The sequence below is a fragment of the Amycolatopsis sp. NPDC004169 genome, from assembly GCF_040610315.1.
Taxonomy (GTDB): domain Bacteria; phylum Actinomycetota; class Actinomycetes; order Mycobacteriales; family Pseudonocardiaceae; genus Amycolatopsis.
This window is the reverse complement of sequence record NZ_JBEXMD010000031.1, coordinates 1-24538: the sequence shown is the minus strand read 5'-3', so window position 1 is coordinate 24538 and position 24538 is coordinate 1. Positions and strand designations below refer to the sequence as shown.

Sequence of the window (24538 nt, the reverse complement as noted above, 5' to 3'; positions counted from 1 at the left end):
GGGCTGTGGGCACGGCCAGGTGGCAGTGCCGGGCACCGACGTTGCATACTGCTGGAATGGCGCGCAGGTACCCGGAGACCGCACGGTGAGTCCCCGCGAAGGGCAATCGCGCCCGAAATTCGGCCGCATCGACCCGTTCTGCCTGATGGCGGTGCTGCCGGTGCTGCTCGTCGCCGGGATCCTCGGCGCGCTCGTCCACATCGGACTCGGCATCGGCTTCGCGGTGTTCGCGGGCCTGATCCTGCTGTTCGACTCCTGGGTCAACCGGCCGCGCCCGCTCCCGCAGGACGACCGCCCGGCCCGCCCGGCCGCCCCACCCCGCGGCCCCGCCCGCGCCCCCGGCCGGGCACCGACGGCTCGCGCACCCCGCCCGCAGGACGGCCGTGGCCCGGCACGGGCCCCGGCCCGCGCCCCGGTGCGGCGGGGTGGTCCGCCCCCTGCGGGGCGATGACCTGACCGCCGGGTTCCCGCGCCCCGGCGACAAGAGCTCTCGTGCCACCGGCGCCCGGATCGCCGGGGCGATCCGCCGTGAGGTGAGTAACCCTTCCGCAAGTGGCGTCGGCGGCCGCCCACCCCGGCCGGGCGCCGGCGGCGCGCGCCGTTCCCCCCAGCGACCGGGAGCATCGCGAGTGCGTCCCCCTAGCCGCCGACGTGGATGGCCGGGCGGCGGGCCGGGTCCTTCTCCACGCTGCGGATGATCTCCCGGACCACCGGTGCCGTGTCGCCGCGGCCGAGGAGCAGGTAGCGGAACAGGTGTCCGAGCGGGTTGCCCTCCGACCACTCGAAGTAGCAGCGGGGGCGGACGCCCGTGACGTCGCGCAGGGTCAGCAGGATCGCCGCGATCGCGTTGGGGGCCGCGGGGCTGTCCGCGCGGAGGATCCGGTAGCCGTCGATCTCCACGCCGCGCACCCGGAGCACGTTGCTGAACTCCGACGGGTCCACGACGTCGATCTCCAGGAACAGGATGTCGGCGGCGCCGGGCACCGGGTTCATCCCGCGCTGTTCGGCCTCCTTCGCCGAGTACTCGGCGTAATCGCCGCCCTGGCGCTTGTTGGCGACGATGTTCAGCGCGCCGTCGTGGGCCAGGGAATCGGCGATGAAGCGGCGGGCCTCGTCGTCGAACTCGATGCGGTCGGCGCGCAGTTCCGTCGTCCGCGACACCCGGGACACCAGCGAGACGACGATGATCCCGAGGATGAACAGGGCCGAAATCGCGATGCCGTCGGGCTTTTCGATGACGTTTTCGACGAGCGCGTAGAGCAGGACGAGCGTCAGGACGATGAAGCCCGCTGCCGCCCCTCGCTGCCGGTGCCGGACCGCCGAGATGCTCACCGCCACCGCGCCGGAGACCATCATCGCCAGGATGCCGGTCGCGTAGGCGCCGGCCTGGGCGTTGACGTCGGCGCCGAACGCGACGGTGATGAGGATGCTGATCGCCGTGTAGACGATGACCACCGGCCGGACCGCGCGGCCCCACTCCGGCGCCATGCCGTAGGAGGGCAGGTACCGCGGCACGATGTTGATCAGCCCGGCCATCGCCGAGGCGCCGGCGAACCAGAGGATCAGCACGCTGCTGATGTCGTAGACGGTCCCGAAGAGCTCACCGAGTTCGCGGTGGGCGAGGTAGGCCATCGCGCGGCCGTTGGCCTCGCCGCCCTCCTTGAACGCGTCGGCCGGGATCAGCACGGTCGTGACGAAGCTCGTCGCGATCAGGAACACCGACATGATGAGCGCGGCGGCGGTCAGCAGCTTCCGCGTGTTGCGGATCCGCGATTCCAGCTTCTCTTCGGCGGTCTTCCCGTCGGCGGCGACCAGCGGCATCATGCTGACGCCGGTTTCGAAGCCGGACAGGCCCAGCACCAGCATCGGGAAGGCGATGACGGCGGGCCCGATGATGCCGGAGAACCCGCCGCCGCCGGCGGTGAGCGCGTCGGTCCAGTGGGAGAGGGCGGCGGAATCGCCGAGCAGGTCGATCACGCCCGCGACCGTCACCACGGCGTTGAGCAGCAGGAACACCGCGACGAGCGGGATGGCGACGCCGACGGCCTCGCTGAACCCGAGCAGGAACACCCCGCCGAGGATCAGCAGCAGCACGACGGTGATCAGGACCGCGTGGCCGTGCAGGAAGCCCGGCAGGTACGGGTTTTCCAGCATGTGCACGGTGGCGTCGGCGGAGGACAGCGTGATCGTGATGATCCACGAGGTGGCGACGAACCCGAGCAGGGTGAGGACGAAGAGCTTGCCGCGCCAGAACGGCAGCAGGTTCTCCAGCATCGCGACCGAGCCCTGGCCGTGCGGGCTTTCCCGGGCCACCCGCCGGTACATGGGGAGCATCCCGAGCAGCGTCAGCGCGACGATCAGCAGGGTCGCCAGCGGCGAGAGCGCCCCGGCGGCGAGCGCGGCGATGCCGGGCAGGTAGGAGAGGGTGGAGAAGTAGTCGACGCCGGTCAGGCACATGACCTTCCACCAGGCCTGCGGCGTGCCGTGGTCCTCACCGCCGGCCCGCCCGACGGGCGCGACCCGGTGTTCCAGCAGCCACCGAGCGACCCGCGAGGAGGGCACGTGCGGTGGCGCCGGGCTGTCCACGCTCGCCGGTACGGTCAAATCGGGTGAAGCACCCATTTTCGCCCTCTCGTCCCCTCGGCCCCGTCAAGCAGTGGTGACAGCATGCCCGACCCCACAGCGACGGCACTCAGGAGGTTCCGGTCCTCTTCGGACGAAACACCACCCCCGCCCCGCCCCGACCCTCCAGGTACGCCAACCGACCCTCCAGGCACGCCAGCCGACGGTTCAGGTACGCCAGCCGACCCTCCGGGAGCACCTGCCGACCCTCGAGGAACGCCAGCCGACCGGCGGAGTACGTGCGCGGGCCGACCGGGTACCAGTCGGCCCGCCGGGGCGAGGCGGCCGACCGGTCCAAGCGCGCGAACCTCCTTCCACCGGCGCGCACGCCGGCGGGCCGGTTCGCATCCGCAAGGTCGGTTCGCGCACCCAGGCGGTTGGGGCGCGTGCCTGGAGGGTCGGCCTGCGTATCCAGAGGGTCGGTTGGCGTACCTGGAGGGTCGGATCGGGCTTACCGCGTGATCGGGCGGGCTTCTTGCGTGATTGAGCGGGCTTCTCGTGTGATTGAGCGGGCTTCTCGTGTGATTGGGCGGGGATCTCGTGTGATTGGGGGCGGATGTGGGTGGGGGTGTCGTTTCGGGGTGGGGCGGGGCGGGTAGCCGAAGCACCATGCCTGGTCGTGAAGACTTGCCCAGCACCCTGTTGCGGTCCCCGCGCAAGGCCCAGGACACCTGGGTCGCCGCGCACGACTCCGCGCTGAAGACCTACGGGCCCGGCCGGCGGGCGCAGCAGACCGCCTTCTCGGCCCTGAAGCACACCTTCGAGAAGGTCGGCGACCACTGGGAACCCAAGCCGGAACGCGGTCCGTCGGACGAGCAGGCCGCCCGGGGTGCGGGGCAGCCCGTCAAGCCGACCCACGGCGGCGTCAACGCCACCGCGAGCCGGCAGCACCTCTACGAGCGCGCCAAGCAGCTCGGCATCCCCGGCCGGTCGCGGATGTCCAAAGAGGACCTCGTCGCCGCGCTGGAGAAGGAGAACCGGCGCCGGACCGATCGGGCCCGCCGCTCCGGGTGAGCGGTCAGAACTCGTCGCCGTCGGTGAGTTCGTGCTCGAACGCGTCCGCGCGGGCGACGACCGCCTTGAGGGGCCGCTCGAACTCCTCCTGGATGCTGAGGTCCTCCAGCGGCACCGTGTGCTTGAGCAGCGCGACGCCGTCCACCACCGCGGCGCCGCCGACGGCCGAGGCACCGGCCAGCTCGAGCAGCCGGCGGAGGTCGATCTTGTCGGCCCAGCCGACCGGGGAGGAGAGCTCGATCCACGAGCCGCCGTCGAGTTCGGCGAGGTGGTGCACCGTCACCTGCTGGGTCCGGCCGCCCGGGCCCTCCAGCCGGAACCGCAGCCAGCCCTCCGACTCCTCGAGGACCTCGAACCGCGTCCGGACAAAGTTGATCACGTCGATCCAGGTGGTCACCCGCTGCGCCTCCCGCCTTCGGCCTGCCTGCGCGGTCGAGCATCTCATGCCCGCGGTGAAGCCGGTCCGCTGGTCGCCGGGGTGTTCCCGTGACACGATGGTCCGGTGACGGACCGGCCACCAGCGCGGCGGCTTTCGCCGGTCGTCGTCGGTGGTGAGCTCCGGTGACGACCGGCTCCCCGGTCGTCACCCTGGTCGCTTCGGCGGGCGGCCCGGACGCCCCGACCCAGGTGCTCGGCCGGACGAGTCACGTGACGGAGATCCTGGCCGGCCGCACGGCTTTGCGGGTGCTCTGCCGGCCACGCTCGCCGTCACCTGTCACGTCGCCGCCACGACCGGTGGGGGGTTTAACCCACTCGGTGGGGGCTACTCGGGGTAGCGAGCGGCCTCCACTACCGTGAGGTGAGATGTGAGGAGGTGGGCGCGGTGCCGCCCTTCCGGCGAGACCTCGTGGTCGTCGGCGCCTCGGCCGGCGGGGTCGAAGCGCTGCGGGCGACGGTGTCCGCCCTCCCGCCGGACTTCCCCGCGACGGTGCTGGTCGTCATCCACCTCGCCGCCGACACGGAGAGCGCGCTGGCCCGGATCCTCGACCGGGCGGGCCCGCTGCCGGCCCGGACTGCGCGGCACGGCGCGCCGATCGAGCCGGGCACCGTGTACGTCGCCCCGCCCGACCGTCACCTGCTCACCGAAGACGGCACCCTCGTGCTGACCATGGGCCCGACCGAGAACGGGCACCGGCCCGCGATCAACGCGACCTTCCGGTCGGCCGCGCTGACCGGCGGTCCCCGGGTCATCGGCGTCGTGCTCTCGGGCGTGCTGGACGACGGCGCGGCCGGGCTGCGCGCGATCGTGGACCGGGGCGGCCTCGCCGTCGTCCAGGACCCCGCCGACGCGCTGTACAGCGGCATGCCGGAGAACGCGCTGGCCGTGGTGGACACCGACCACGTGGTCCGGGCGGGCGAGCTCGGCGCGCTGCTCGACAAGCTGGTCCGGATGCCGGTGGAACCGGTGGCCCTGCGGCCGCCGCCCGGCGCGCTCGTGCTCGAGGACCGGATCGCCCGCCACTCGGTGCGGGCCGGGGCACTGCCGCCGGCGGAACAGGACGGCGGCCCGGGCTACACCTGCCCCGACTGTGAGGGCTCACTGAGCGAAGTCGGCCCGGGCCGGTACCGGTGCCGGATCGGGCACGCCTGGTCCGCGCAGGCGCTGCTGGCGGCCCACGACGGGGAATTCCGGTTCGCGCTCCAGAAGGCGCTGCGCGCGCTCGACGAGAAGGCGGGGCTGGCCCGGAAGCTGGCCGCGCAGTTCGCCGGCGGACGGCCGAGCGGGCTGTCGGAACGCTACGCCGTCTCGGCTGCCGAAGCCGCCGAAGCCGCCGAGACCTTGCGCCGGTTCCTGCTGGACGCGACGGACCCGGCCGGAGATGACGAACCGCCGCAACCGGATACGTCCGGCCGGCCCTCGGAGGAGGCGGCACCACGATGAACGCCAGACCGGTCGAGCTGACCGTCGGCCGCCACGACGAGGCGACCGTCGTGCGGGTGACCGGTGAGCTGAACCTCGCTTCGTACCCGACACTGCGTGACAGCCTGCTCAAGATCGCCACCGACGCACCGGACGGACTGGTGGCCGACATCTGCGGGCTGGCCATCACCGAGTCGTCCCTGGTCAGCGTCTTCTCCCTGATCGCCATGCGGATCGGTGACTGGCCGGGCATCCCGTTCACCGTCGTCGCCGGCAGCGCCGGGCAACGGGCGCTGCTCAGCCGCCACGTCGTCGACCGGTACGCCCCGGTCCGCGCCGACCTCACGGCCGCGACGGCGGCGCTGGACCACCCCGTGCGCCGCCGGAGCGAACGCGTCTTCGCCCGCAGCGAGGCCGCTTCGGCGCAGGTCCGGGCGTTCGTCACGGACAAGCTCGGCGAGTGGGCGGTCCCCGAGCTCGCCGAAGACGCCCGGCTGATCGCCACCGAGCTGGTCGAGAACGTGCTGCGGCACACCACGTCCGAGCCGAAGCTGCGGCTCGACCTGCGGCGCGGGGTGTGCACGGTGGCCGTGGCCGACCAGGACACGCGGCCGGCCATGCTGCTCGAACGGCTGTCCCCGTTCGAGCCGGGGATGGGCCTGAAACTGGTCGCCCAGATCGCCCGGACGTGGGGTTGCAGCCGGTCCTGGGCCGGCGGGAAGGTCGTCTGGGCGGTCCTGGTTCCCGGTGCCCGCACCGCAGGTGACCGTCCGGCCGGGTAGGTTGTCAGACCGTGACCGAGCCCAAGGAAGCCAACGGCGAGTTCGAGTCCGTGCTCGCCTACCTCAAGGAGTCGCGGGGCTTCGACTTCACCGGGTACAAGCGCAGCAGCCTCATGCGCCGGGTCCGCCGCCGGATGAGCCAGGTCGGCACCGAGAGCTACACGGACTACATCGACCAGCTGCAGGTCAACGCCGACGAGTTCGTCGCGCTGTTCAACACCATCCTGATCAACGTGACCGGCTTCTTCCGGGACCCGGACGCCTGGGAACACCTGCGCGAGCACGTGCTGCCCGCGCTGCTGGCCGAGCGCAACCCCGAAGAGCCGATCCGGGTGTGGAGCGCCGGCTGCTCGGCCGGGCAGGAGGCCTACAGCCTGGCGATGCTCTTCGCCGACGTGCTCGGGGTCGAAGCGTTCCGGCAGCGGGTCAAGATCTACGCCACCGACGTCGACGACGAGGCGCTGGCGCAGGCCCGGCACGCGGCCTACACCCCGGCGGAGGTCGAGGGGCTCACCGAGGCGCAGCTCGAGCAGTTCTTCGAGCTGCAGGGCAGCCGCTACTGCTTCCGCAAGGACCTGCGCCGCTCGGTGATCTTCGGGCGCAACGACCTGGTGCAGGACGCGCCGATCTCCCGGATCGACCTGCTGGTCTGCCGCAACACGCTGATGTACTTCAACGCCGAGACCCAGACCAAGATCCTCGAGCGGTTCCACTTCGCGCTGGCGCCGCGCGGGGTGCTGTTCCTCGGCAAGGCCGAGATGCTGTTGTCGCACACCCGGATCTTCGAGCCGCTGGATCTCAAGCGGCGGGTCTTCCGCAAGGCGGTCAACGCGCCCGTGAGCTTCAACCACTTCGTTTCGCACGGCTTCCCGCAGCGGCGCACCCAGGACATCTCGGGCCTGGAGGAGCTGCGCGAGCACGCTTTCTCGGCCAGCCCGGTGGCGCAGATCGTCTTCACCGAGGGGGAGACCACGGCGCTGATCAACGCCCAGGCGGAAGTCGCGTTCGGACTGTCCGAACGCGACGTCGGGCGGCCGCTGCGCGACCTCGACGTCTCCTACCGCCCGGTGGCCCTGCGCGCCTACGTCGAGCAGGCCCGGATGGAGCGCCGGTCGCTGCGGATCAAGGACGTCGAGTGGCGCCGGGGCGGGGAGACGGTGTGGTTCGAGGTCCACGTCAACCCGCTGGTGAACAAGAGCAAGGCGCTGCTCGGCGTCTCGGTGGTGTTCCACGACGTCAGCTGGGCGCGGCAGCTGCTCACCGAGCTGGAGCACACGAACCGGCAGCTGGAGTCGGCCTACGAGGAGCTCCAGTCGACCAACGAGGAGCTCGAGACCACCAACGAGGAACTCCAGTCCACCGTGGAGGAGCTGGAGACGACGAACGAGGAACTCCAGTCCACCAACGAGGAACTGGAGACGATGAACGAGGAGCTGCAGTCGACCAACGACGAGCTCCAGACGATCAACGACGCGCTGCGTGAGCGCAGCCTCGACCTCGACGAGGTGAACGAGTTCCTCGAGTCGGTGCTCACCTCGATCCGCGCGGGCATCGTGGTGATCGACGCCGAGATGCGGATCAAGGCGTGGAACCGCGGCGCCGAGGACCTCTGGGGCGTGCGGCGGGAGGAGGCCGAGGGCATCCACCTGCTGAACCTGGACATCGGCCTGCCGGTCGCCGAGATCCGCCCGGTGGTCCGGGAAGCGTTGTCGGACCCGGCCTACTACGGCGAGCTGACGCTGGACGCGATCAACCGCCGCGGCCGCGCGGCGGTCGTGCGGCTGCTGTGCAGCCCGCTGCGCGGGTCGGGCGGGGAGAGTCACGGTGCGCTGCTGATGATGGAGGAGACGAAGGCCGAACAGCCGGAGTGAGCCGCACGGCGACGGCGAGTCGGCTCCGCTGTTCGTCGCCGCGGTGGCGCAGGTCGTGGCGGCCGGGAAGGCCTGCATCGTGCGGTCGAGCCGCACGGTGGCCGTCGGGTGGGTGAGGGGCTCGCCCCTCACCCACCCGACAGTTCACTTGGTCAGCGCGGCGATCCGGCCGAGGACCTCTTCCTGGCCCAGCGCCTGCGTGATCGCGTGCAGGTCAGGGCTGCGGGTCGACCCGGTGAGGGCGATCCGGATGATCTGCGAGGCCTCGCGGATGGAGCCGGGGAAGCCCTCCGGGTTCTTCTTGAACTCCTTGGCGTTGCGGGCGAACCCGTGCTTGGCCGCGACCGCGCGGATCTGGTCGAACCACTCCTGGCCGTCGTCGAGCTGGCGGTAGTCCGCCGCGAAGTCGCGGGCCACCGCCCGGACCACCTCCGGGTCCACGCCGAGGGCCGCGATGCGCTCGTCGTCCGGCCCGGTCACCGCCGCGTGCAGCTGGGGGAAGAAGAACCCGTAGACCGCGCGGAACTCGCTCCACTTCTTCAGGTCCTTGCGCGGGTTCTCGGCCCCTTCGCGCTCGACCGCCAGCGCGCGCAGGGCCAGGTCGGGCTCCTCGTCGAGGACCCGGCGCAGTTCCGGGTCGAACCGCTCGGCCCAAGTGCGGACGGCCTCGAGGATCGCCGCGCCGGAGAGGGTGGCGATGTGGTCGGCCGCGATGTCGTCGAGCTTGACCAGGTCCACCAGCGGACCGGCGACGCCGCACTCGTCGAGGTTGATCGGCGCGGCCAGCGCCTCCTCCAGCGGCAGCTCCGCGAGCCGGCCGTTGACGAGGCCGCGCAGGTAGTAGAGGACCGCTTCGGTGGGGTAGCCGGCCTCGATGAAGAAGTCGACCGACGCTTCCGGGTCCTTGCGCTTGGACAGCTTGCGCTTGCTGCCGCCCTCCTGCTTCATCAGCGGCGCGATGTGCGCGTAGGTGACCGGCTCGAAGCCGAGCGCGTCGAACAGCTGCCGGTGCACCGGGACCGACGAGATCCACTCGTCGCCGCGGATCACCAGGTTCACCCGCATGAGGTGGTCGTCGACGGCGTGCGCGAAGTGGTAGGTCGGCAGCCGGGGGCTCTGGTCGGAGCTCTTGAGGACGACGACGTCGTTGCGGTTGGCCTCGGCTTCCAGCGGCCCGCGGATGGCGTCGGTGAAGCGGGTGCGCGCGCCGGTGTCGTCCGGGGCGCGGAACCGCACGACGTACGGGGCGCCGGCGTCGAGCTTGGCCTGGACGTCGGCGGGGTCGGCGTCGCGCCAGATCGCCCAGCTGCCGTAGTAGCCGGTGGGCAGCTTGGTGGCCTGCTGCCGCTGGGTGATGGCGGCCAGCTCCTCCTTGGTGGCGAAGTCCAGGTAGGCCTTGCCCTGGCGCAGCAGCTCACGCACGTAGGTGAGGTAGATCCGCTCGCGGGCTGACTGCTGGTACGGGCCGTAGTCACCACCGCGGTGGATGTCCTCGTCGGCGGTCAGGTGGAAGTAGGCGAAGCCGCGCTCGAACTGCTCGAGGACGCCCCCGACCTCGCGGGACTGGTCGGTGTCCTCGATGCGCACGAGGTAGCGGCCGCCGGAGCGCCGGGCGACGTCCTGGTCGATCAGGCCGACGTAGACGCCGCCCAGGTGGAGTGACCCGGTCGGGGACGGGCCGAGGCGCGTGACCAGCGCGCCCTCGGGCAGCTGCCGGGCGGGGTACTGCTCCTCCCAGTGCCCGGGTTCGGGCAGGTCGGCAGGGAAGAGGGCGTCGATGACCGCTCGGTCCAGCATGGGTTGTTCTCCCCGCGTCGTGGTGCACTTGCCTCGGCGAAAGTGGTCGTTTTCGCCGACGAAGAGCCTAGCCGTGAGCCCTGCCGGCCCACCCGGGCAGGTGGTGCTCGACCGGCCGCGGTGCTAGCTTGCCGGGAATGCGTCGTCGATTCCCTTTCGCCAGAACGCTTTCCGCCCTCGCCGCCGCTCTGGTCGTCCCGCTGATCGGGACGGCGCCGGCCACCGCGTCGCCGGGCCGGGAGTGCGCGACCCCCTCGATCGACCGGCTGCAGCAGTGGCTGGCCAGCGGCGAAGGCACCACGGTCCCGGCCACCGGGAGCCTGCTGGTGCCCTCGGGGCACCGGTACACGGCGAGGGTGACGTTCCTGAACGCCGAGTGGCACGTGGCCGTGGTCTGGCTCGGGAACCGGTTCGAGGCGCAGGCCGACCTGTCCCGCTCGGCGGGCTTCCTGCTGACCTACCGGGCGACCGAAGACCTGTACGTCCAGCTGCGGCCGGCGTCGCACTGGAGCGGCGGGGACAAGTGGCTGACGCTCGTGCCCTCGACGGGCGGGCGCCTGGTGACGCGGTTCTTCTCCTTCTCGCCGCGGAACTGGACGTCGCTGCCGGAGCTGGGTACGCCGGCGTACTCGTTCGCTTCGGCGCTGCGCGAGGCGCGGGGGTTGGTGTTCGTCGGCAAGACGCCGAACGAGCTGGAGTTCCGCGGCCTGCGCATCGACGGCTACCGGCCGCCGTGTCTCTGACCGTCGGCTTCGAAGCCGAGCTCTGGGAGTGGGACGCCCGCCGCACCGAGACCTGGACCTTCGTCAGCCTGCCGCCCGAGGCGTCGGACGACATCCGCGAGCACACCGCCGGGCCCCGGCGCGGCTTCGGGGCCGTGCGGGTCCGGGTGACCCTCGGGGCCACCAGCTGGCGGACTTCGATCTTCCCGGACAGCTCGCGCGGCGCGTACGTGCTGCCCGTCAAGCGGGCCGTCCGCGAGGCCGAGGGGATCGAGGTGGGGGACACCTGCACCGTCCGGGTGGAGGTCGACGGCCCCTGACCGCGTGATCCGGCGAAACGCGATCGGCGAAGGAGCCGATCTGTCATGATGCGGACACAGGCCCCGAACCGCGCAAAGGGAGACCCGATGTCCGCCCAGATGGACGAGCTGATCGCCCAGTTCCAGAACTTCCAGAGCAAGGTGCGGCAGGCCGAGGCCCGCTTCGCCGGCGTCGGCGACATGCAGGAGCGGATCGCCCGGCTGGAGACCACCGTCACCTCGCCCGACGGGACCGTCACGGTCACCGCGGGTGCCGGCGGCACCATCACCGGCCTGCGGCTCACCGCCGGGGCCACCCGCGTCGAGGCCGGCCAGCTGGCCGCGACGATCATGGACACCATCCGCCGGGCGGCGGCCGGGGCCGCGCAGCAGCAGGCCGGGATCGTGGACGAGACCTTCGGCGACGCGTTCGGCGTCGACGTCTCGGCGCAGGTGCGCGAAGCCCAGGCGGAAGCGTTCGGAACCGCGGCGGCCGAACCCGCGTCGGAACCACAACCGCGGCAGCCGTCGCGGCCCGCCCGCCGGCCGGCCGCCGGGGACGACGACGACTTCGAGCAAGGCCCCATCCTCCGCCGATCCTAGGGAAACCCCGATGCCAGAAGGAATTCAGACGAACATCGGCGCGATCTCCGCGTACGCCAAGCAGCTGCCGTTCTACGAGCAGGAGGCGGACAAGTTCGGGGCCAAGATCGACGCCGCCGACGTGACGGACGAGGCGTGGGGGCTCGTCGGCCTCTTCGCCAAGCAGGGCTACACCGACCGCCTCGCCGAACTGCGCTCGCTGCTGACCGACCTCAAGGACGGCGTGGACGGGTTCACCACCAAGCTCACCAAGGCCGCGCAGATGTACCAGGGCATGGAAGACGCCGGCAAGGTCGCCTTCGGCCGGTACGAGGCGGAAATCGACGCGATCGGGCAGGGCGAATGACCGAGCCGAAGAAGAGCATCGCCGACGCGCTGAACGTCGAGGCCTACGACGAGAGCATGAGCGCGAACCTCGACCGCGCGGCCGGGTACGTGCCGGTCGCCGGCACCGCCTACAAGGCGGGCAAGAAGATCGGGGAGCACGCGCGGCAGGCCGCCGAGGCGGACGGGCCCGGCGAGCTGGCGTCGGCGGGTGCCGCCCTGGTCGGCGACGGCGCGGCGTTCGTCGGCGCGGCCGCCGGCGACATGGTCACCTTCGCCATGGACCCGATCGGCTGGCTGGTCAGCCACGGCCTCAACATGCTGCTCGAACTGGTCCAGCCGCTGCAGGACGCGCTGCACCAGGTCACCGGCGACGGCCCGGCCATCGGCCACGCCTCGGAGAACTTCGTGACGATCGCGCAGGGGTTCGTCGCGCTCGCCGAGGACTTCGAGCGCACCGGTGACACCGCGCTGGCCGAGTGGGTCGACGACGCCGGCAACGCGGCGAAGGAAGCGCTCGGCGACTTCTCCTCGGGGATCCGCGGCATCGGCTCGGCCGCCGGGTCGGTGGCCGAGGTGCTGCAGATGTGGTCGATGGTCATGGTGGTCATCGAAGAGGTGATCAAGGGGATCATCACCGAGCTGGTGTCCTGGCTGATCACCCTGTGGCTGCCCGCGCTGGCGGCGTCGGTGATCAGCTTCGGCGGCTCGGTCGCGGCCGCGATGACCGCGTCGATCGCCAAGGCGGCCAGCGTGCTGCAGAAGGTGACGCGCTACCTCGGCAAGTTCGGCAAGCTGCTCGACAAGTTCATGGAGTTCCTGGTCAGGTACTCGGGGAAGCTCGAGGTGTTCACCCGCAAGCTGCGCGTCGGCGTGATGCCGGGCGAGACGAAGTTCGGCTTCGGCGCGGCCGCGCAGGGCTGGCAGCCCAGCAACCGGGCGCTCACCACGATGTTCGGCACTTCGGCCGGCGTCAAGCCGTTCCTGGCCGGCGCGGGGGTGAAGGCCGGCATCGGGGCGGGCAAGGGTGCTTTCGCCGAGGGCAAGGAAGCCGTCACGCCGGAGGGGGACGAACCGTGGTTCGACAAGAGCGAGATCGGCGGCGACCGGAGCCCGGAGGAGACGCGCCGGGACCTCGACATTTGAGCGAGCACGTCGAGCGCTGGTCCGCGGAGGCGCAGGTCCGGCCCGGGTTCCGGGAGCGCGTCGAAGCACTGGTGCGGGAGCGGTGGCGCGAGCCGGTCATCGTGCTGCGCCTCGGTGACCTGGACGTGGGCTTCGCCGTTCCCGGCCGCCGCCCGGACGGGACGGTCGAGGGCACCCAGGCGGGCCGGCAGTTCTTCCGCAACGTCCTGCGCGGGATCGGCACGGCGGTGTTCTCCGTCTTCGCGCTGGCGAACGGCGGCGCGCCCGGACGGCCGGGCCGGCGGGAAGTCCGGGTGACGGGACCGGAGAACGCGCTGGTGCTCGACCTGGCCGACCGGCTCCGCGGGCTGTCGGGGCCGTGGCTGGCGTGCTCGCCGTCGTGCGTGGCGGTGGTGGACACCGGCACGACCTTCACCGATCCGGCCGACGCACCGCCGCCGCGGATCGTCTGGGAGGCGCGCAAGCCCGAGGCTCCGGAGCTCAGCTTCCGCAAGCGCACGCTGACCTGGCCGGACGGTTCGGAATTCCGGTTCCCGCTGCACGGCCGGTCCGAGGAGCAGCACCTGCGGAAGTTCGTCGAATTCGGCGACGTCGTGCACTGGGAGGGCCGCTAGTCCTCACAGGCGAGGCGGGCCCAGACGACCTTGCCGTCGTCGTGGTGGCTCACGCCCCAGGCCACGGCGAGTTCGTCGACCAGCAGCAAGCCACGGCCGCCGGAGTGGCCGGGCACCCGCAGCCGCGGTTCGCCGGTGCCGCTGTCGGCGACGGCCACGGTGACCACGCACGGGTCGCGCGCCACGTGGATCCGCAGCTGGCGGGCGCCGGTGGCGTGGACGTAGGCGTTTTCGAGCAGTTCCCCGACCACGATCACGGCGTCGACCCGGTCGTCGTCGCTCAGCGAAGCCAGCCGGGCCGTGGCCCACCGGCGCGCCGAAGCCAGCCCTGCGGGACCCGCTCCGGCGACGTCCAGCACCTGCCAGCCGGGCTCCGGTGCCGCGCCCCAGTTCACTTGCACCAGGTGAGTCCTCCTTCACGGAGGGGCTACCCGGTACAGCGCCGGTTACTCACCGGTTTCGCTACGCAGCCCGATCCGCCAGAGGAACGCGGCGCGCAGGGCCTCGATGAGGGCTTCGTCGTCGCCTTCGCTGGGCCGCTCGCCCATCGGCAGCCAGAGCCCGCCGTCGGGCACCCCGGCGCTGACGCGCGTCAGTGTGACACCCGGATAGGTGAGCGTCTCCCGCCCACCGGCATCGTCGGGGACGACGACGTCCCGGGACTCCGCCCGGACGAGCACCTGCCGCTGGTCGTTCATGTCGCGCGTCTTCCCGGAACCGAAAGCGTGGCCGGGGTCCAGGATAAACAGGGAACGCGCCGGGCACCTTCGGGCGAACAGCGGATTCTCATTCACCTCAGTTCAAGAAACCCCTGCGCACCAACATCTCCGCTGCCGGGCACGGCGCGCTCCGAGGGGGAGGAGAGCGCGCCGTGTCCTCGGGGGAAACGGTACGCCGCGGCTGACCCGGTGGCGGGGGAACCACTCGTACGCCGGAGCAGCACACGGTGACGCGCGGGTTTTTGTCGGTGTGCGCCGATACGCTGGATCCGGGGGGCGCCCCCGCGGGATGGCGGGCTTCGGCGATCTGCTCGAAACCGAAGACGCTTCGAGCATGTCCAGGATGTCTTCGCGCTCGGTGGCGTATTCGCTCGGGTACTGGGCGGGTCTCGTTGCGGGAGAAGGCTTTTCGGCGGGAGAAGTTCGGAATGTGCTGCGGCGGGCCGAACTTCGGGGTGCTGAGCGGCTCACTGTCCGGTTGCTCTGCGCGAACCACCCGTGGGCGTTTTGCCCGGTACCTATATTTTGTCCCATCCGACGAAAGTCGCTACCGCCCCACCACCCACCAGACCACCCTCGACGAACCGGATCACCCGGTCCGGCGCGGCCACCCCTCGCGCCGGATTCCTCCGCGACCCGCGAAAGTGAGTTACCGGCATGCGCAGAACGTCCCCGGGACACCACCTCCTCGCCCGCTCCGCCACCACCCTCGTGGCCGCCGCCGCGGCCATCGGGTTCTCCTGCGGCCCGGCCACCGCCACCACCATCGACGGCTACTCCGCCACCGTGCAGCAGGAAGCCGTCGCTTCGCTCGCCGCCGATGCCGGGATCAGCGAGTCCGCCGCCGTTGCGCTGCTGCGTGCCCAGGCCGCCGGGGTCGACACCGTGCAGCGGGTCGCCGCCTCGCTCGGGTCGCGCGCGGCCGACGGCTTCCTCGATGCCGCCGCCAAGCCCGTCGTCAACGTGCTCGACCCGGCCGCCGCCGCGCAGGTCGAGCGAGCCGGTGCGCAGGCTCGGCTGGTCAAGCACTCCAGTGCCGCGCTGGCCGGTGCGCAGGACGCCCTGCAAGCCCTGCCCGCGGTGACGCACACGTCGATCGGCCTCGACCCGAAGGCCAACCAGGTCGTGCTGACCGTCGCCGACGCCGCCAAGGGCACCGACGCGCTGCTGAAGGCGGCCGCGGCCCTCGGGGACCGGGTGCGCGTCGAACGGGTCGCGGGGGAGATGCACACCGCGATCTACAACGGCGAAGCCATCACCGGCGGCGGCACCCGCTGCTCCGCCGGCTTCAACACCAACCGCGGCGGCCAGAACTACCTCATCGACGCCGGGCACTGCACGCGCGCGGTGTCGCAGTGGAACGTCGGCCCGTCGCAGGGCGCCAGCTTCCCGACCAACGACTACGGCCTGATCCGCAACACCACCGGCAGCGCACCCGGCGCGGTCACCCTGTGGAACGGCTCCACCCAGCGGATCAGCTCCGCCGGCACCGCGACCGTCGGGCAGCGGATCAGCAAGAGCGGCAGCACCACGCACCTCACCTCGGGGTCGGTGCAGCGGACCAACGTCACCGTGAACTACGCCGAAGGCTCGGTGTACCAGCTGATCCAGACCGACGCGCTGGTCAACCCGGGCGACTCCGGCGGCTGCCTGTTCGCCGGCAGCGTCGGCCTCGGCATCACGTCCGGCAAGGGCGGCGGGAGCTCGTACTTCCAGCCGGTCGGCGAGGCGCTGAGCGCCTACGGCGTCACCCTGAACTGAACCGGGCCGGCCGGGGCGCCCGCCCCGGCCGGTCGCGTCAGTCGCGGCGGTGGAAGATGAGCCGGTAGCCGGCCAGGATGATCAGCGCGCCCAGGATGGCCAGGCCCCAGGTGCGCAGGTCGAAGAACGTGCCGAGCTGGGTGTGGAACAGCGTCTTGCCGATCCAGCCGCCGACGAACGCGCCCGCGATCCCCAGCAGGATGGTGATGATGCAGCCGCCGGGGTCCTTGCCCGGCATGAGGGCTTTCGCGATCACCCCGGCGATGAGACCCAGCACGATCCAGGCGATGATGCCCACGGGGTTGTCCTCTCGTCCGCTACCTCTTGACGGCACAGGATGGCAGGCAGCGGCCCCCGAAGCGCGGCGAGCCACGCCGACGTGATCCGGATCTCACCAGGACGAACGAAAGCCCGCCCGGAACCGTCCCGGGCGGGCCTTTTCGCACGATCCGGCCGGCTCAGCCGCCGCCGTAGGTGGCCTGGGTGACCGCGAAGACGTTGCGGTTGCCCGCACCCTCCTGCAGCGACCACAGCAGGTCGGCGGCGGTGTCGTCCTCCCAGTACGAGATGCTCTCGCCGCTGCCGACCCAGGCGAAGGTCTGCGCGGCGGCCGACGGCTTCCAGTAGTAGAGCTGCTTCGAGCCCGAGGAGTTGAACCACCAGCGGCCGTTGTGCGACGCCACGCCGTTGAGCTTGTACCAGGGCAGCTGCAGCGCCTGGCTCGCCGTGGTGGTGGCGGCGAAGGTGCCGGAGGCCGCGAACGGGTAGCGGATCGCTCGCGGCGCGCGGTTCGGGTAGTCCGTGCAGCCGGACGAGCAGGTGTACTCGGTCATCACGATCGACTTGCTGACCCGGTCCAGGGAGATCGACGACCAGGCGAGGTTCGTCCCCGACGTCGTCTTCGAGCTGATCGTGCCGACCTGCGGCAGGACGTAGGCGTAGTTGTGGGCGTAGTAGGTGCTGCCGCTCTGGTGACCGATCTGGTCGGCGGTGCCGCCGCTGTTCGTCTTGAGGATCTTGCGCATGTCGAACACGCGCATGCCCTTCCCGGTGTCGGCGACGTAGAGGTAGTCGCCGTACCAGGACATGCCGCCCGCGTGGATCGGGATGTCCTTGAAGTCCGGGGCGTCCGCGGTCCCGGTCGGCTCGACCAGCAGGATCTTGCGGTAGGCGTTGGGGTAGTCGGCGTCCCAGTCGACCAGGGTGATCCGGCTGCGCTGCTGGCCGCCGTCGCAGCCGTCCTTGGTGTACCAGCTGACCGCGACGAGCTGGTGGCCGTCGTAGTTGCCGCCACCCGCCGTCCCCACGGCGTCGCGGCTGGTGGTGATGCCCTGCGGGTAGCTCGCGCAGTCGGAGTTGTCGCCGCTGTCGAACCGGAACCCGGTCGAGAGCCCGGCGACGGAGAACGACGACGGCAGCGCCGTGCGGTCGTGGTTCGCGTTGTCCATCACGGTGTGGACGGGCGCGGTGCCGAGCGTCGACACCAGCGCGCTGTTCACGGCGTCGAACTGGGAGTAGCTTGCGGTCAGGGTGTACTGGTCGGCGGGCAGGGTCGTCGGCGCGGCCGCGGCGGCGGACGCCGGTGCGGCGACCAGGCCGGCGAGCACGCCGGCGGCCAGCGCGGCTTGGGCTAGACGGTGCAATGACATGCGGGCCATCTTCGGCCCCGGTCGTACAAGAGCCGTACAACCACGGTCACCGCGCCGCCCGGCGGTCGAGCACCTTCAGCGCCTGCTCGCACCACCGCAGGTTCTCCCGCTCGAACGACAGGCCCCGCATCAGCGTCAGGTACGGGCCGATCCGCTCGGCTTCGGCGAGGTAGTCGTCTTCGAACCGGCCGTCCAGCAGGCGGGCGCGAAGCTTTTCGTAGCCGGCGATCTTGGTTTCGGCCCGGGCCATCCGCTCGGCCAGCGCGCGCCGGACCGCGGCCTCGTCGCCCGCGTCCACGGCCTGCACCTGCACCAGGAGCTCGTCGCGGATCACGCCGGGGCGGGGCGGCTGCGCGGTGAACCCGTGCAGCGCCCGGTGCCCGGCTTCGGTCAGCGAGAACAGCCGCTTGTCCGGACGCCGTTCCTGGTGGACGACCCGCGCCTGCACCAGGCCGTCGGCCGCCATGCGGTCGAGCTCCCGGTACAGCTGCTGCGGCGTGGCCGCCCAGAAGTTCGCCACCGAGGCGTCGAACCCCTTCGCCAGGTCGTAGCCCGACGCCTCGCCTTCGAGCAGCGCCGCCATCAGCGCGTGTCGCAGCGCCATGCTCAACTAGTTGAGTGCTTCGCGCTGGATCCGGTCGAACTGCGCCGCCATCGCCTCCGCGAGGGCCTGCGCCGCCGACAGCGGCCGGACCATCACCGTGAACTCGTCGATCAGGCCGTCCTCGTCGAGGTGCAGGAAGTCGCAGCCCTCGACCCGCACGTCCCCGATCCGGGCCTCGAAGACCAGCGCGTGGTCACGGCCCTCGCCGCCGCTGAGCTCGCGGACGTACCGGAAGTCCTCGAACACGCGCAGCACGCCGCGCAGGATCGCAGCGGTGATGGCCTTGCCGGGGTAGGGCTTGAACGCGACCGGGCTGCGGAAGACGACGTTCTCCGCCAGCGTCGCGGCCATGGCGTCCGGATCGCGCGCCTCGACGGCCTTGCGGAAGCTGCTCATGCCCACCTCGCATACTCAATTAGTTGACTATCTCCGCGCAGCGTACCTCCTCGCCGGCCCGACCTGTGACGGCGTGCGGTGCGTCACGCCCGGGCGAGCCATTGGGCGAGCGTGGTCTCCGACAGCCGCGCGCCCGGTCCCGGCAGGAGGTCTTCCGGCCCCGGCACCGCCCCGAAGTACGGCGCCCGCGGGTCGGTCACCACCGGCCGCGGGTCGGAGCGCGCGGTCAGCACGGTGCGCACCCACGCGTCGAGCCCGAAGACCTCCGGGCCGGCGACCTCGGTGACACCCCCGCTCGGCTCGCCGGTGACGGCCCGCCCCACGGCCGCCGACACCTCGGCGGCCGCCATCGGCTGCACGCCCGCGCCCGGCAGGCGCACGACGCCGCCGGTGGCGGAGCCGTCCGCGATCCCGGCGGCGAATTCGAAGAACTGCGTCGCGCGCACGATCGAGTACGGCAGGCCCGAGCCGGCGATCAGCTCCTCCTGCGCGAGCTTCGCGCGGAAGTAGCCGACGCCCGGCTGCCGGTCCGTGCCGACCACCGACAGCGCGACGTAGTGGCCGGCGCCGGCCTCCTTCGCCGCGTCGACGAGGTGGCCGGTCGAAGTGCGGAAGAAGGCCATGACGTCGTCGTCGGCGAACGACGGCGAGTTGGAGACGTCCACCACGACGTCGGCGCCCTGCAGCACCTCCTTCAGCCCCTCGCCGGTGACGGTGTCCACGCCGGTGCTCGGCGCCGCGGGCACCGCCTCGTGCCCGTGCTCCGCCAGCCAGGTGACCAGGTTCCGGCCGATCAGGCCGGTCCCGCCGATGACGACGACCTTCATGGGGCATTCCCTCCGCTCGGCGCCGCCCGGCGGTCCCGGAGCGGCTGCGCACCCCGAGGACGAGACGACGGACCGAAGCGTGACAGCGGCGAAGGGTATAACGCCCTACACGGCGGCGCCGTGGCGCGCGTATTGGGCGCGCAGGGCCTTCTTGTCCGGCTTGCCCAGCCCGGTCATCGGCAGCGACTCCGCCACGATCACCTGCTTGGGCACGTGCACCGGCCCCTTGCGCTCGCGCACCGCGGCCTGGATCTCCGCCATGAGCTGCTCGAGGGCGATGTCCGCGTCGCGGCGCAGGACCACGACCGCCGTGACCGCTTCGCCCCACTTGTCGTCCGGGGTGCCGATCACGCCGACCTGGGCCACCGCGGGGTGCTCGGCCACCACGTCCTCCACCTCGCGGGGGAAGACGTTGAAGCCGCCGGTGACGATCATGTCCTTGACCCGGTCGACGATGAACCAGAAGCCGTCCTCGTCCTCGCGGGCGACGTCGCCGGTGTGCAGCCAGCCGTCGCGGAACGTCTCGGCGGTGATCTCCGGCAGGTTCCAGTAGCCGCCGGCGAGCAGCGGCCCGGCCACGCAGATCTCGCCCGGCTCGCCGGGGGCCACGGGATTGCCGTCGGCGTCGAGCAGCGCCGTGCGCAGGAACGCCGAGGGGCGGCCGCAAGAGGCCAGCCGCGCGTCGTCGTGGTCACCCTTGGCGAGGTAGCTGATCGCCATCGGCGCCTCGGACTGGCCGTAGTACTGCGCGAAGATCGGGCCGAACCGGTCGATCGCCTCGCGCAGCCGGACCGGGTTGATCGACGCGGCCCCGTAGTACACCGTCTGCAGCGAAGACAGGTCGCGGATGCGCGAGTCGGGGTGGTCCATCAGCGCGTAGAGCATGGTGGGCACCAGCATGGTCGCGGTGATCCGCTGCTCTTCGATGATCCGCAGGGTGTCGGCGGGGTCGAACTTCGGCACCACCACCAGCGAGCCGCCCTTGATCAGTGTCGGGGCGAAGAAGGCCGCGCCGGCGTGCGACAGCGGGGTGCAGATCAGGAACTTCGGCGCCTCGGGCCACTCCCACTCGGCCAGCTGGATCTGCGTCATCGTGGTCATCGCCTGCGCGGTGCCCATGACGCCCTTGGGCTTGCCGGTGGTCCCGCCGGTGTAGGTGATCGAGACGACCTGGTCCGGCGGCAGCACGGCGGGCCGCAGCGGCCCGGGCTCGAACGTCGCGGCGGCCGCCGTCAGGTCCGTGCCGACCCCGGCCAGCGGCTCCGGCACCGGGCCGATGGTGAGCACCTGGGTCAGGCCCGGGACCTTGTCCAGGAGGCCGAGCGCGCGGTCGACGAAGGCGGGCACGGGATCGATGATCAGCGTGGTGATGCCGGCGTCGGCGAGGATGTAGGCGTGGTCGTCGAGCGAGCCGAGCGGGTGCAGCGCGGTGCGCCGCGAACCCTGGAGCTGGCCGGCGGCGATGATGAGCAGCACTTCCGGCCGGTTCAGCGACAGCAGCGCGACCGGTGCGCCCGTGCCGGCCCCGAGCGCCTCGAACGCCTGCGCGTACTGGCTGACCTGCTCGGCGGTCCGGCCCCCGGTCATCGTGGTCTCGCCGAGCACCATCACCGGCTTGTCCCGGTGGCGCTTCAGGGCGGAGACGACCAGGTGGCCGAGGTGGTTCGGATACCGCATCGCCTGCTCGTCCATCCCGGTCCCTTCCACGGCGCCAGACTAGAACGCGTTACTGTTCTCGACAAGATACGGCGATCGGGCCGGGTTTGTCAGCTTGGCGATCCGGTGGAACAGGTTTCAGTGAGTCCGGGGGACGCGCCGGGCCGCGCGTCCCCCGGAGCGGCCTCAGCCGGGCAGGCGCCCGGTGTGGCCGCGGTTGACGGCGACCGCCGACACGCTCACGTACCCGTCGAACAGGGCCTTCGTGTCACTGCCCTCCTCGAACTGCGGTGCGGGTGTCACCGGGTTGTAGGACAGCTGGTACGTCCCGTCGCCCGCCGGCACGTACGTCACCCAGCCCTGCGCCACCCGGCCGACCGACGTCCAGCGCACCGGCGACGGCTCCGACCCCGGCGTGACGTCCGGCTGGTTCACGTTGACCAGCACCATGTCCCGGACGAGGGTCCAGATCCGGGGCGAGGCGAGCAGCCGGACCACGACGTCGGCGGCGGCCGTGTAGGTCTCCGTCGAAGGCGGGGGTGCCACGCGGGTGCCGGCGCTGACCGCCACCGTCGGCACGCCCCGCTCGACCGCCGCGGTGGCCGCGCCGACCGTGCCGGACAGGTTGACCGAGACGTCGGTGTTCGGGCCTGCGTTGACGCCGGAAACCACCAGGTCCGGGCCGGTGGTCCAGCCGAGCCGCTGCGGCAGGACGCCGGTCAGGGCGAGCTCGACCACGTCCGCCGGGGTGATCGACGGGCTGCCGGGGCCGCACGGGGTGCTGCCCTGGCAGGCGCCGAGCACCAGCCCGTGCCCGGGCGCGGCCGCGCAGTCGCCCGCGAACTCGGCGGGCACCGCCAGGGGCGGCGCCACCGATGCTGCGGGAGATCCGGCCGTGGACCGGCTTTTCGCGCCCTGCGACGCCCACGGGCCGACGATCGCCACGTCGGCGCCGGCCTGGCACAGGGCCCGCCGGAGCACGTAGATGCCCCGGCCGTCCGATCCGTCGGGCTTCGCCGCCTGCACCGAATCGTCGTTGACCAGCAGAACCTTCTTGCCCCCCAGCGAAACCGGTTGATCGGGCCGCGGGCTGGCTTGGGCGGGCACGGCCAGCGACAGCGCCACCGCCGCCGCGACCGCGACGCGCAAAGCCTGGTACCGCATCGCCACCTCCTCATTCGTTCGGAATCGGAGGGCCAGGTTAGCGGGAACGGTGGTCGCGGGGTGGTCTTTTCCGTGGTTTCCACGGTGGTGCGCCCGCGGGTGCACCGGCGTGACACTCCTTTGTGGACGGTCGGGGCAACCTGTGCTCTCGCCACGGCCTCGTCGCGGCCGGCCGGCGGCGGGCGCCCGCGCCCCCGGCCTGGTCCGCCACCGCGGTGAACCGGGGCGAAGGTGGCGTGCTCGGGCCGGCTGTCGATCGGGGAAGCCGTCGTGGCTGCGCCGCACGGGTTGGATCGCATTTGCATAGGTGGTGGGCCGGAGTGCGGAGTGGCCCGGACCGCCTGCGCGGGACTGCGAAAAGGCCGGGCGGGCGACGGCGCGGGAGCGGTTCCCGGCTCGCCATCGTCCACATCGGACACTGCGCGGCAGGCGGTCCGGCCACCGGCTTTGTCTTCTACCCGCCGGTAAAGGTGCGGGCGACGACCCGCCCGCGGGGCGGCGGGAATCCACTCGGGAACACCCAGGGATGTGACAAGTCAACCGTCCGGTGCTCGCCGTCGGGGGATTCGGAAAGTGCTTTCGGCGCCGCAACCTTGCGCAGGTGTCACTCGTTGCGCGACTATCTCGGGACGTTCTGCACGTGCATGCGCACGGCGAGGGGGTGTGGTGACCGAAGTGGCGCCGGCGGTGGCCGGGACGACGGACGTCCCGAGCGACGCGGCCTTGATCACGGCGGTTCGTGGTGGTGACATCGCGGCCTACGGGGAGCTCTACGACCGGCACCTGGTCGCCGCCCGCCGGGTGGCGGCCGCGATCGCGGCCGACCCGGCCGAGCGCGAGGACCTGATCGCCGAGGGGTTCACCCGCGTCCTGCGGATTCTGCGCAACGGCGAGGGCCCGGACGAGGATTTCCGGCCGTACCTGCTGACGACCATCCGGAACACGATGATCAGCTGGCGCCGTCGCGACGCGGCCGTCTCGCTGGTGGCCGAGGTACCGGACGTCACGCCGGGCGCGGGCAGCGACGAGCCGGTCGGCAACCGGCTGCACGCCACCGTCGCCGCGGACGCCTTCGCGAGCCTGCCCGAGCGGTGGCGGACGGTGCTGTGGCGGACCGAGATCGACGGCGACTCGCCCGCGCGGATCGCCGAGGACCTCGGGCTGACGCCGAACGGCGTGGCCGCCCTGGCCTACCGCGCCCGCGAGGGGCTGCGCCAGGCCTACCTCGACCAGCACGTCCCCGAGGCCCGCCGTCGCACCTGCCGGACCATCTCCGCCCAGCTGGCCCGGTTCGTGCGCGACGGCATCTCCGACCACAAGGCCCACCGGGTCGCCGCCCACCTCGAACGCTGCCCGGACTGCCGGGAGCTGGCCGACGGGCTCCGCCAGCTCAACCAGGAGCTGCCCGCCACCGTCGCCCCGCTCATCCTGGGCATCCCGCTCGTCTCGCAGTGGCTGTCCACCAGCGGCTCGCTCGCCGGCACCGGTGCCGCCGCGACGGCCACCGGCACGGGCGCGTCCGCCCTGTCGTGGGCCACCGCGGCGAAGGTGGCCGTGGCCGGCGCGGCGCTGGTCACGACGGTGACGATCGGCGCGAGCAGCTCCGGCGACACCCCACCACCACCGCTGTCCGGCGACGGCACGACGACCCAGCCGGTGGCGACCGGGCCGCAGCCGGGCACCCGGGCCGGCCTCCCGCCCGGCGGCGTGCCCACCTCGGACGCCGCGGGAACCTCGGATCCCGGCGGTACCGAGGTGGCGCCGACGGGCGTGCAGCCGGCGGGCGAGTCCTCGGGCGCGGTGGCCTCCGGGGATCCGGCGGTCCCGGGGGCCGGAACCGGTTCCGAGAACGGGAACAACGGGAACGGCAACGGGAACAACGGCAACAACGGGAACGGGCTCGGGAACGACCCGGCCGCCAAGGAGTCCAAGAAGGCGGCGAAGGAGTCGTCCAAGGCCGCGAAATCGTCGGCGAAAGAGTCGAAGAAGGCCGAAAAGACGCAGACCCCCGGCGAGGGGGGCGCGGCCGCGCCGGGGCGGCGGGGCGGGCCCCGGCCCGGGGGGGGGGCCACCCACGGAGCGGGGGTGTGCGGGTGTGGGGGGGCCC

General features: G+C 72.0%; 25 protein-coding genes. 13 read left to right on the top strand and 12 right to left on the bottom strand.

Features of this window, described 5'->3' with window-relative positions; translation table 11 throughout:
* Positions 1–85 precede the first annotated feature (85 nt).
* Positions 86–451: a hypothetical protein gene (locus tag ABZX11_RS32890; RefSeq protein ID WP_176176793.1), complete on the top strand. Its 366-nt coding sequence runs from the start codon at positions 86–88 to the stop codon at positions 449–451.
* 188 nt (positions 452–639) lie between these two features.
* Here ABZX11_RS32890 and ABZX11_RS32885 read toward each other — a convergent pair whose 3' ends face one another.
* Positions 640–2622: an amino acid transporter gene (locus ABZX11_RS32885; RefSeq protein WP_354920345.1), complete on the bottom strand. Its 1983-nt coding sequence runs from the start codon at positions 2620–2622 to the stop codon at positions 640–642.
* Between the two features lie 609 nt (positions 2623–3231).
* Between ABZX11_RS32885 and ABZX11_RS32880 the strand changes: the two genes are divergently transcribed.
* Positions 3232–3636, top strand: coding sequence for a ChaB family protein (locus ABZX11_RS32880; RefSeq protein ID WP_176176795.1), 405 nt, complete (start codon positions 3232–3234; stop codon positions 3634–3636).
* Positions 3637–3640: 4 nt separating this feature from the next.
* Here the strand turns inward: ABZX11_RS32880 and ABZX11_RS32875 are convergent, their stop codons facing one another.
* Complete coding sequence (locus tag ABZX11_RS32875) at positions 3641–4033, bottom strand: hypothetical protein (protein ID WP_176176796.1); 393 nt, start codon at positions 4031–4033, stop codon at positions 3641–3643.
* 417 nt (positions 4034–4450) lie between these two features.
* On the opposite strand from ABZX11_RS32875, the gene ABZX11_RS32870 reads away from it, so the two are divergent.
* Genes ABZX11_RS32870 through ABZX11_RS32860 form a run of 3 tightly spaced genes read left to right on the top strand, consistent with a single transcriptional unit; the run spans position 4451 to position 8150 of the window.
* Entirely contained in the window at positions 4451–5518 is a 1068-nt protein-coding gene (locus ABZX11_RS32870; RefSeq protein ID WP_354920515.1) for a chemotaxis protein CheB, read from the top strand.
* Positions 5515–6279, top strand: coding sequence for an ATP-binding protein (locus ABZX11_RS32865; RefSeq protein WP_354920341.1), 765 nt, complete (start codon positions 5515–5517; stop codon positions 6277–6279). Before ABZX11_RS32870 ends, ABZX11_RS32865 begins: the two co-directional genes overlap by 4 nt.
* 11 nt (positions 6280–6290) lie before the next feature.
* Positions 6291–8150, top strand: coding sequence for a CheR family methyltransferase (locus ABZX11_RS32860; protein WP_354920338.1), 1860 nt, complete (start codon positions 6291–6293; stop codon positions 8148–8150).
* 144 nt (positions 8151–8294) lie between these two features.
* On the opposite strand, the gene ABZX11_RS32855 is transcribed toward ABZX11_RS32860, so the two are convergent.
* Positions 8295–9947, bottom strand: coding sequence for a glutamate--tRNA ligase family protein (locus tag ABZX11_RS32855; protein WP_354920335.1), 1653 nt, complete (start codon positions 9945–9947; stop codon positions 8295–8297).
* A 137-nt stretch (positions 9948–10084) separates the two neighbouring features.
* Between ABZX11_RS32855 and ABZX11_RS32850 the strand changes: the two genes are divergently transcribed.
* From ABZX11_RS32850 to ABZX11_RS32825, 6 genes are all read left to right on the top strand, one after another.
* Positions 10085–10690 (top strand): hypothetical protein, encoded by a 606-nt coding sequence (locus tag ABZX11_RS32850; RefSeq protein ID WP_354920332.1) that lies wholly within the window; start codon positions 10085–10087, stop codon positions 10688–10690.
* On the top strand, positions 10687–10989 hold the full coding sequence (locus ABZX11_RS32845; RefSeq protein ID WP_176178342.1) for a DUF1905 domain-containing protein: 303 nt from the start codon (positions 10687–10689) through the stop codon (positions 10987–10989). Before ABZX11_RS32850 ends, ABZX11_RS32845 begins: the two co-directional genes overlap by 4 nt.
* A gap of 87 nt (positions 10990–11076) precedes the next feature.
* Entirely contained in the window at positions 11077–11571 is a 495-nt protein-coding gene (locus ABZX11_RS32840) for a YbaB/EbfC family nucleoid-associated protein (RefSeq protein ID WP_176176800.1), read from the top strand.
* Between the two features lie 10 nt (positions 11572–11581).
* A complete protein-coding gene (locus ABZX11_RS32835; RefSeq protein ID WP_176176801.1) occupies positions 11582–11917 on the top strand; it encodes a hypothetical protein in 336 nt (111 codons plus the stop codon).
* On the top strand, positions 11914–13041 hold the full coding sequence (locus ABZX11_RS32830) for a hypothetical protein (RefSeq protein ID WP_354920329.1): 1128 nt from the start codon (positions 11914–11916) through the stop codon (positions 13039–13041). The genes ABZX11_RS32835 and ABZX11_RS32830 overlap by 4 nt, the downstream gene beginning before the upstream one ends.
* A complete protein-coding gene (locus ABZX11_RS32825) occupies positions 13038–13655 on the top strand; it encodes a hypothetical protein (protein WP_354920326.1) in 618 nt (205 codons plus the stop codon). Before ABZX11_RS32830 ends, ABZX11_RS32825 begins: the two co-directional genes overlap by 4 nt.
* On the opposite strand, the gene ABZX11_RS32820 is transcribed toward ABZX11_RS32825, so the two are convergent.
* Together ABZX11_RS32820 and ABZX11_RS32815 are read right to left on the bottom strand one after the other, a co-directional pair.
* Positions 13652–14056, bottom strand: a complete 405-nt coding sequence (locus ABZX11_RS32820; RefSeq protein ID WP_354920323.1) for an ATP-binding protein — start codon at positions 14054–14056, stop codon at positions 13652–13654. The two genes, ABZX11_RS32825 and ABZX11_RS32820, sit on opposite strands and share 4 nt — an antisense overlap.
* 45 nt (positions 14057–14101) lie before the next feature.
* Complete coding sequence (locus ABZX11_RS32815) at positions 14102–14353, bottom strand: hypothetical protein (RefSeq protein ID WP_254897306.1); 252 nt, start codon at positions 14351–14353, stop codon at positions 14102–14104.
* 678 nt (positions 14354–15031) lie between these two features.
* Here ABZX11_RS32815 and ABZX11_RS32810 point away from each other — a divergent pair.
* Complete coding sequence (locus ABZX11_RS32810) at positions 15032–16135, top strand: S1 family peptidase (RefSeq protein WP_354920320.1); 1104 nt, start codon at positions 15032–15034, stop codon at positions 16133–16135.
* A 37-nt stretch (positions 16136–16172) separates the two neighbouring features.
* Here ABZX11_RS32810 and ABZX11_RS32805 read toward each other — a convergent pair whose 3' ends face one another.
* From ABZX11_RS32805 to ABZX11_RS32775, 7 genes are all read right to left on the bottom strand, one after another.
* Complete coding sequence (locus ABZX11_RS32805; protein ID WP_176176806.1) at positions 16173–16433, bottom strand: GlsB/YeaQ/YmgE family stress response membrane protein; 261 nt, start codon at positions 16431–16433, stop codon at positions 16173–16175.
* Positions 16434–16593: 160 nt separating this feature from the next.
* On the bottom strand, positions 16594–17784 hold the full coding sequence (locus ABZX11_RS32800; protein WP_354920317.1) for a hypothetical protein: 1191 nt from the start codon (positions 17782–17784) through the stop codon (positions 16594–16596).
* A gap of 46 nt (positions 17785–17830) precedes the next feature.
* Positions 17831–18388, bottom strand: a complete 558-nt coding sequence (locus ABZX11_RS32795) for a PadR family transcriptional regulator (protein WP_354920314.1) — start codon at positions 18386–18388, stop codon at positions 17831–17833.
* A 6-nt stretch (positions 18389–18394) separates the two neighbouring features.
* Complete coding sequence (locus ABZX11_RS32790) at positions 18395–18784, bottom strand: nuclear transport factor 2 family protein (RefSeq protein ID WP_354920311.1); 390 nt, start codon at positions 18782–18784, stop codon at positions 18395–18397.
* A gap of 83 nt (positions 18785–18867) precedes the next feature.
* Positions 18868–19611 (bottom strand): NAD(P)H-binding protein, encoded by a 744-nt coding sequence (locus tag ABZX11_RS32785; protein ID WP_354920308.1) that lies wholly within the window; start codon positions 19609–19611, stop codon positions 18868–18870.
* Between the two features lie 105 nt (positions 19612–19716).
* Positions 19717–21318: a fatty-acid--CoA ligase FadD8 gene (gene fadD8, locus ABZX11_RS32780; RefSeq protein WP_354920305.1), complete on the bottom strand. Its 1602-nt coding sequence runs from the start codon at positions 21316–21318 to the stop codon at positions 19717–19719.
* Positions 21319–21453: 135 nt separating this feature from the next.
* Complete coding sequence (locus ABZX11_RS32775) at positions 21454–22431, bottom strand: 5'/3'-nucleotidase SurE (protein WP_354920302.1); 978 nt, start codon at positions 22429–22431, stop codon at positions 21454–21456.
* Between the two features lie 666 nt (positions 22432–23097).
* Here ABZX11_RS32775 and ABZX11_RS32770 point away from each other — a divergent pair.
* A partial coding sequence (locus ABZX11_RS32770) for a sigma-70 family RNA polymerase sigma factor (protein ID WP_354920299.1) occupies positions 23098–24538 on the top strand: 1441 nt, incomplete at its 3' end.